Origin of the sequence: Nonomuraea harbinensis (assembly GCF_019396385.1) — a bacterium.
In the GTDB taxonomy this organism is placed as follows: domain Bacteria; phylum Actinomycetota; class Actinomycetes; order Streptosporangiales; family Streptosporangiaceae; genus Nonomuraea; species Nonomuraea ferruginea.
Window position 1 is genome coordinate 1 of sequence record NZ_JAHKRN010000103.1, and the last position, 6,944, is coordinate 6,944.

The 6,944-nt window shown below is 74.4% G+C and carries 6 protein-coding genes; all 6 read left to right on the forward strand.

Annotation, left to right across the window (positions count from 1 at the left end; all coding sequences use genetic code 11):
• Nucleotides 1-137 precede the first annotated feature (137 nt).
• The 6 genes from KME79_RS43985 to KME79_RS44010 are packed head-to-tail and all read left to right on the forward strand — an operon-like array spanning nucleotide 138 to nucleotide 6,906.
• Nucleotides 138-1,628, forward strand: coding sequence for a 3-hydroxyacyl-CoA dehydrogenase (locus tag KME79_RS43985; protein WP_219552567.1), 1,491 nt, complete (start codon nucleotides 138-140; stop codon nucleotides 1,626-1,628).
• Nucleotides 1,625-2,428, forward strand: a complete 804-nt coding sequence (locus tag KME79_RS43990) for an SDR family oxidoreductase (protein ID WP_219552569.1) — start codon at nucleotides 1,625-1,627, stop codon at nucleotides 2,426-2,428. Before KME79_RS43985 ends, KME79_RS43990 begins: the two co-directional genes overlap by 4 nt.
• A complete protein-coding gene (locus KME79_RS43995; RefSeq protein WP_219552571.1) occupies nucleotides 2,425-3,246 on the forward strand; it encodes a CoA-transferase in 822 nt (273 codons plus the stop codon). The genes KME79_RS43990 and KME79_RS43995 overlap by 4 nt, the downstream gene beginning before the upstream one ends.
• A complete protein-coding gene (locus tag KME79_RS44000; RefSeq protein ID WP_219552573.1) occupies nucleotides 3,239-3,991 on the forward strand; it encodes a hypothetical protein in 753 nt (250 codons plus the stop codon). Before KME79_RS43995 ends, KME79_RS44000 begins: the two co-directional genes overlap by 8 nt.
• A 10-nt stretch (nucleotides 3,992-4,001) precedes the next feature.
• Nucleotides 4,002-6,146, forward strand: a complete 2,145-nt coding sequence (locus KME79_RS44005) for an acyl-CoA dehydrogenase family protein (protein ID WP_219552575.1) — start codon at nucleotides 4,002-4,004, stop codon at nucleotides 6,144-6,146.
• A gap of 10 nt (nucleotides 6,147-6,156) precedes the next feature.
• A complete protein-coding gene (locus KME79_RS44010) occupies nucleotides 6,157-6,906 on the forward strand; it encodes an enoyl-CoA hydratase (protein WP_219552577.1) in 750 nt (249 codons plus the stop codon).
• Nucleotides 6,907-6,944: the final 38 nt, after the last annotated feature.

Here is a 6,944-nt window from a genome sequence, read left to right on the forward strand (position 1 = left end):
CGGGGGCGGTGGTGTCATACAGGCCGTCGAGCGGCGACCGAACCAGACCGTCACCCCGGCTCCCGCCGAGTCCCTTCACCAAGCACCGTAGTGGTGCCTGCGAGAAAGAGGGTGCCCTAGTGACCCGGGTGGCGGGCATGACCGTCGCCGTCGCGGGACTCGGGCCGATGGGGCGCGGCATCGCCCGGGTGTTCGACCGGGCCGGAGCGCGGGTCGTCGTCTGCGACGTGTCGCCGGAGGCGACCGAGGCGGGGCTGACGCTGATCCGGCGGGAGGCCGAGGCCGACGGCGAGAAGGCCACCGTCGAAGCGGGCACCCTGCGATCCGCCCTGCGCGAGGCGACCCTGTTCGTCGAGGCCGTCGTCGAGAACATGGAGGCCAAGGCCGCGCTGCTGGCCGAGGTGCGCGCACACGGACGGGACGACCTCGTCGTCGCCTCCAACACCTCCTCGCTGAGCGTCGGTGAGATGGGCAAGGCCTTCGGCGACCCGTCGAGGGTCATCGGGCTGCACTTCTTCAACCCGCCGACGAAGATGCGGCTGGTCGAGGTGATCAAGGCGGCGGCCACCGCCGACGAGGTCCACGAGAACGCCCTCGGCATCGTCCGTGAGCTCGGCAAGACGCCCGTCACCTGCGCGGACTCGCCGAACTTCGTGGTCAACCGGGTATGCCGGCCGCTGTACTACGAAGCGCAGCTCCTGGTCATGCAAGGGCTGGAACCGGCCGTGGTCGACGCCGTGGCGCGCGGCGCGCTCGGCCACCGCATGGGCCCGCTGGAACTGCTCGACTTCACCGGGCTGCACACGCACCTGGCGTCATCGGAGACGGCGCATCGGGAGTTCGGCGACCCCCGATACCGCCCCATCCCCCTGGTCCGCGGGCTGGTGCGCAACGGGATGACAGGCCGGGCCGCCGGCCGGGGCTTCTACGACTACGCGGTGGAGCCGCCACGCGACGGGCGCGGCCGGGTCACCAGGGCGGCCGGGCCCGCGCCGGAGGGCGTCAGCCTGCACGTGACCGGCCCGCACGCCGCCGCGCTGCGCGGGCATCCCGCCGTCGCCCGGCATCTCGCCGACGACGCCCCGCTCGTGGTCTTCAGCTGCCACCGCGCCCCCACGCCCGAGGACGTGGAGCAGGTCCGCGAGCTCGGCCGCCGCGCGCGGGTGGTCGTGGACGGCTCCGACGCGGCCTGGCGCGACCTGCTGCCCGCGGACACGGGCTGGGTGCGGCTGCACGCGTGGCGGGAGGAGGTCTTCGCCGAGGTGGTGGAGGACCCGGAGGCCGGCGTCGCCGTCCCGGACGACACGTACGCGCTGCTGGACCTGCTGGGAGCGGCCGGTGTCCGGGTGCTCGCGCTGCCCGGCCTGGTCGCCGACAGGCTGGCCGACTGCCTGGCCAACGAGGCGTACGCCGTCGTGGAGGAGGGCACCGCCCGGCCCGAGGACGTCGATCTCGCGCTACGCCTGGCGATGAACCACCCCGAGGGCCCGTTCGCGTACGTCCGCCGGGCCGGGCCGGTCACCGTGGCGTCCAGGCTGCGCTCGCTGCTCGCCGAGATCGGCGACTCCCGTTACCGGCCCACCCAGCTCATGCGCCGCCAGGTCAGCGCGGGGACGAGGCGGGCATGACGGCCCGGCCCTCCGTGCTCGCCGGCACCGCGTGCGCCGGCCTCTCCGCACTGGTCACCGGGGCCGGCAGCGGCATCGGGCGGGCGATCACGCTGCGCCTCGTCGAGCTCGGCGCCCGGGTCACGGGTCTCGGCCGCCGCGCGGAGACGCTGGCCGAGACCGGGTCGCTCGCCGCCGACCGGGAACGCTACGACTACGAGGTGTGCGACGTCCGCGACACCGAGGCGGTGGTCGCCGCCGTCGGCAGGACCGGCGCCCGCCACGGCCTCGGCCTGCTGGTGAACAACGCCGGCGGCCAGTTCTTCGCCCCGGCCACCGGCATCTCCGCGGGCGGCTGGCGGGCGGTGATCGACCTCAATCTCACGGCCGCCTTCACCGTGACCATGGCCGCGTACCCCTTCCTGGCCGAGGCGGGCGGCAGCGTCGTCAACATCTCCCTGTCCGGCGTCGAGCGGGGCGGCATGGGCATGGCGCACTCCGTGGCCGCGCGCTCCGGCATCCTCGGGCTGACCAGGACACTCGCGCTGGAATGGGCCAAGGACGGAGTCCGGCTCAACTGCGTCGGCCCCGGCACCGTGCTGACCAGCGCGCTGAGCGGCGAGGCCGGCCGTCACGTGCACGACAACCTGGTCGCCAGGGGCACGCCGATGCGGCGCGCCACCGCCCCCGAGGAGGTGGCGGAGCTCGTCGCCTTCCTGGCCGGACCGGCGGGTGCGATGATGACGGGCCAGCTGATCCAGATCGACGGCGGCGCGCACCTCGGCCCTGGGCTGCACATGCTTCCGGAGGCGTACGCATGACCGGTGACAAGCTGATCGGCCTGCCCGAGGCCGTGACCGCCCACGTTCAGCCGGGCCGCACCGTGTACCTGGGCAATTTCGGCGCCCAGCTCTTCGCCGTCGGCCACGAGATCATCCGGCAGGGCCGCACCGGCCTGCACGTGGTCATCGGCTCCGGCGGGATCCTGCTGGACCAGCTGCTGGGGGCGGGAGCGCTGGCCTCGGCCACCTTCGGTCACTGCTGGAGTCCCGTCGGTCCCGGCCCCACGTGGAATTTCCGGCGCGCCGCCGAGAGCGGCGACAGGGCGGTGACGCTGTACGAGTTGAGCCTCGGGCTGATGACCGCGGCGCTGACGGCGGGCGCCTGGGGCGTGCCGTTCATGCCGGTGCCCGGTCTCCCCGGCACCGGCTACACGGACGAGGACTGGCCCAACGGCCGGCTGTCCCGGGTGGACACCGCCTTCGGCGCCGCCGACATCGTCGCGGCGATCACTCCGGACGTCGCGTTCGTCCACGTCGACCAGGCCGACGCCGACGGCAACGGCGTCATCCGCGGCCCGCTGGGAGAGGCGCTGGTCGCCGCGCAGGCGGCGCGCGCACTCGTCCTGGTCGCCGAGGAGGTCGTCGGCACGGAGGCGGCCCGCCGGGCGGGCATCGTCATCCCCGGGGTGCTGACCACCGCCGTCGTGCACCACCCCGGCGCGGTCGCCCCCGACGGCACGATCGGCCGCTACGAGCGCGACGTCGCCGCCTATGAGCGCTACGTCGCCGGCACCTCGACTCCGGAGGGGTTCGCGGCGTGGTTGTCGGAGCATGTGACAGGAGGACGCGATGCCTGACGACGCCGATGTGATCGGTTTCCTGATCCGCACCGCCCGCGAGTTCCGGCGCGGCGGGTGGGTGTTCACCGGCTTCCACTGGCCGGTGCTCGCCGGTCAGCTCGCGTACGAGCTGGAGGGAGAGCCGTTCACCCAGGTCTTCGAGGCGGGCGCCGGCGTGCACGGCGCCGCCGCGTCGGTGCCCACGAGCACCACGGACTACCCGGCGTACGCGGACGCGCTCGGCTTCACCGGCACCACGGCCGACGTCCTGCTGGCGATGGCCCGGCGCTTCGACCGGGTCGTCCTCGACGCGGGCAACGTCGACGTACGCGGCCGGGTGAACTCCTCCCTGATCGGGCCGGGTGACGCCCCGCGGGTCCGCCTGCCCGGCGGGGGCGGGGCGCCCGACATCGCGGCGCGGGCCCGGGAGCTCGTCTGGCTGTCCGGCGGCGACGACCTGCGGCGCGTCCAGCGGCAGGTGGAGCACGTGACCGCCGCGCCGGGGCCCGGCGCGCTCGTCCGCCTGCACACCCGGTGGGGCGTGGCGCGACTCGGTGACACACCCGTCCTGGAGGAACTGGCCGACATCCCGGGAGCCGACGCCTTCGTCCGCCATCTCGCGGCGCTGGGCGTACGGACCGACGCGCCCGTCACGCCCAGGCCGGCCGCCTCGGCGGCCGAGAACGCCGCCGCGCGGCTGGTGCTGCGCGCGGCGGCGGAACGCGGCTACCGGGTGGCCAGACGAGCGCTCGCAGAAACGTAGAGGAATCAGTATGGACACCACAAAACTCGACGAAGTACGGCAAACCACTCGTGAGCTCGTCGGCGAATGGCTCCGGGCCGGCAAGTTCTCGCCGGTCTGCGACGCCTGGCTGCGCAGCTACGACCTGGACTTCACCAGGGCCATGGCCGAACGCGGCCTGATCGGGATCTCCTGGCCGGTCGAGTACGGCGGCGGTGGCGGATCGGCGCTCACCCGGCTCGTCGTGACCGAGGAGCTCCTGAGGGCCGGCGCGCCGGTCGCCGCCCACTGGATCGCGGACCGCCAGATCGGGCCGTCCATCGTGCGGCACGGCAGCGACGCGGCCAAGGCGGAGTTCCTGCCCGCGATCGCCTCCGGCGAGGTCACCTTCTGTCTCGGCATGAGCGAACCGGACTCGGGCTCGGACCTGGCCTCGGTGCGCACCACGGCCACCCGGGCGGAGGGCGGCTGGCTCGTCACCGGCAGGAAGATCTGGACCAGCCACGCGCACCGGTCGACACACGCCTACGTGCTCGCCCGTACCGGCAAGGGGGAGAAGAAGCACGAAGGGCTCACCGAGTTCATCGTGGACATGGCCGCCCCCGGCGTCGACGTGCGGCCGATCCACGACCTGGCCGGCGAGCACCACTTCAACGAGGTCACCTTCGACTCCGTCCTCGTCCCCGACGACCACGTGCTCGGCGCGGTCGGCGGCGGATGGACGCAGGTCACCGAGCAGCTCGCGCTGGAACGCGGCGGCGTCGAGCGGGTGCTGAGCACCTACCCGCTGCTGGCCGCGGCGCTCGGGGCCGCCGGCGAGCTCGGCGACGGCGAGGCGGAACGGACCGGAGAGGTGCTGGCCAGGCTGGCGACGCTGCGCGCGATGGCGTTCGACGTGGCCGCCGAGATGGACGCGGGCCGGGCGCCGGTCCACGAGGCCGCCATGCTGAAGGACCTCGGCACCACGCTGGAGCGGGAGGTCAACGAACTGGCCCGGACCCTGCTGGACACCCCGGTCGACCCCGGCGCCCCGGGCGCCGAAGGCCTGCTGGCCCAGGGCATCCTGGCCGCACCGGGATTCACCATCCGCGGCGGCACGACCGAGGTCCTGCGTACGGTCATCTCCCGCGGCGCCGTCAGCGCCCGGGGGAGCCGGCCCGCGGACGACACCGGGCTCGGCGCGGTGGCCGACCAGGTCCTCGCCGGCCACGGCGGCGAGCCCGGCGACGACCTGCCCGAGATCTGGCACACGGTGCGGGACCTCGGCTGGACGGGCGTCGGCGTCGCGGAGACGCGCGGCGGCGAGGGCGGCGACCCGCACGACGTGGTGACGATCGTCGAAGGTCTCGGCCGCCACCAGGTGTCCGTCCCGGTCGCCGAGACCATCCTGGCGCGGCGCGCCCTGGCCGAGGCGGGCCGGGACGTCGCCGGCGAGGTCGCCACCGTGGCCGTGCCCCAGCGCGGGGAGAAGGTCCGGCTCACCGCCGACGGCCGGTTGCACGGGACCGTCTCGAAGGTGCCCTGGGGCAGGCACGCCGGACACGTGGTGGTGCTCGCCACCCTCGACTCCGGCCAGGAGGCGTTCGCCGAGGTGCGCACCGGCGCGGCGGGGCTTCACCGGACCCCGGGCGCCAACCTCGCGGGCGAGCCCCGCGACACCCTGCGCCTGGACGGGACGCCGGCCACCCCGCTCGACGGACCGGGGGACGTCCTCGCCGAGGCCGCGCTGCTCAGAGCCGCAGCCCTGACCGGAGCCCTGGCCGCCGCCCTCGACCAGACGGTCACGCACGTGACGGTCCGCGAACAGTTCGGCAGGCCGCTCGTCAAGTTCCAGGCCGTGGCGCAGCTCGTCGCTCGCATGGCCTCGGAGCTCGAATCCGCCCGCGTCGCCGTGCGCCGCGCCACCCAGGCGCTGGCCGAGGGCCACCCCGACGCCTGGACCAGGGTCGCCGCCGCACGCGTCATCACCGGACGCGCCGCGACGGAAGGCGCGCGCATCGCCCACCAGTTGCACGCGGCCATGGGCATCACCCGCGAGCACCCCCTGCACCTCGCCACCCGGCGGCTCTGGTCCTGGCGCGACGAGTTCGGCACCGCCCGCTGGTGGGCCGGGCGACTCGGCCGGACGTTCGCCGAACGCGGACCGGACCGGCTGTGGCAATGGATCACCGAGTAAGGAGCACCTGATGGACAAGGTCATCGTGGAGCCGGACGGCGGGCTGCGCGTCCTGACGCTCAACCACCCGGACAAACGGAACATCATTGACGACACGATGCGTGCCGAGCTGGTACGGGCCGTGACCGCGATCCGCTCCGACCCGGACGCCACCGCTCTGGTGGTCACCGGGGCGGGCTCGGCGTTCTGCGGCGGCGCCGACCTGCCCGCACTCTTCGGCGACACCACCCGCGACCTCGGCACCCTGCGCGAGGACCTGCAGAAGGTGTACGAGAGCTTCCTGATCCTCCGCTCGCTGTCCATCCCCACCATCGCCGCCGTCCAGGGGCCCGCGATCGGGGCCGGGCTGAACCTCGCCATGGCCTGCGACCTGCGCATCGCCGGCCCCGGCGCCAAGTTCGGCGCGACCTTCTCCCAGATCGGCCTGCACCCCGGCGGCGGCTGCACCTGGTTCCTGGTCCAGGCCCTCGGCTCGCAGCGCGCGCTGAAGCTCCTCCTCGACGGCGGCACGCTCACGGGCGCCGAGGCGGTGGAGGCGGGTCTGGCCCTGTCCCTGGAGGACGATCCGGTGGCCGCCGCGACCGCGCTGGGCCGTACGTACGCGCGGATGGATCCACGGCTGGCGCGGCACATCAAGAGCGCGGTGCGGATCGCGGCGACGGAGGGATTCGAGGCCACGCTGGAGTTCGAGTCGTGGGCGCAGGCCTACTCGGCGACGCAGCCCGGCATCCAGGAGTTCCTGGCCCGCTTCCGCAAGTGAGCCCGGACGGCGCGGCGCCTGCCCGGCAGGCGCCGCGC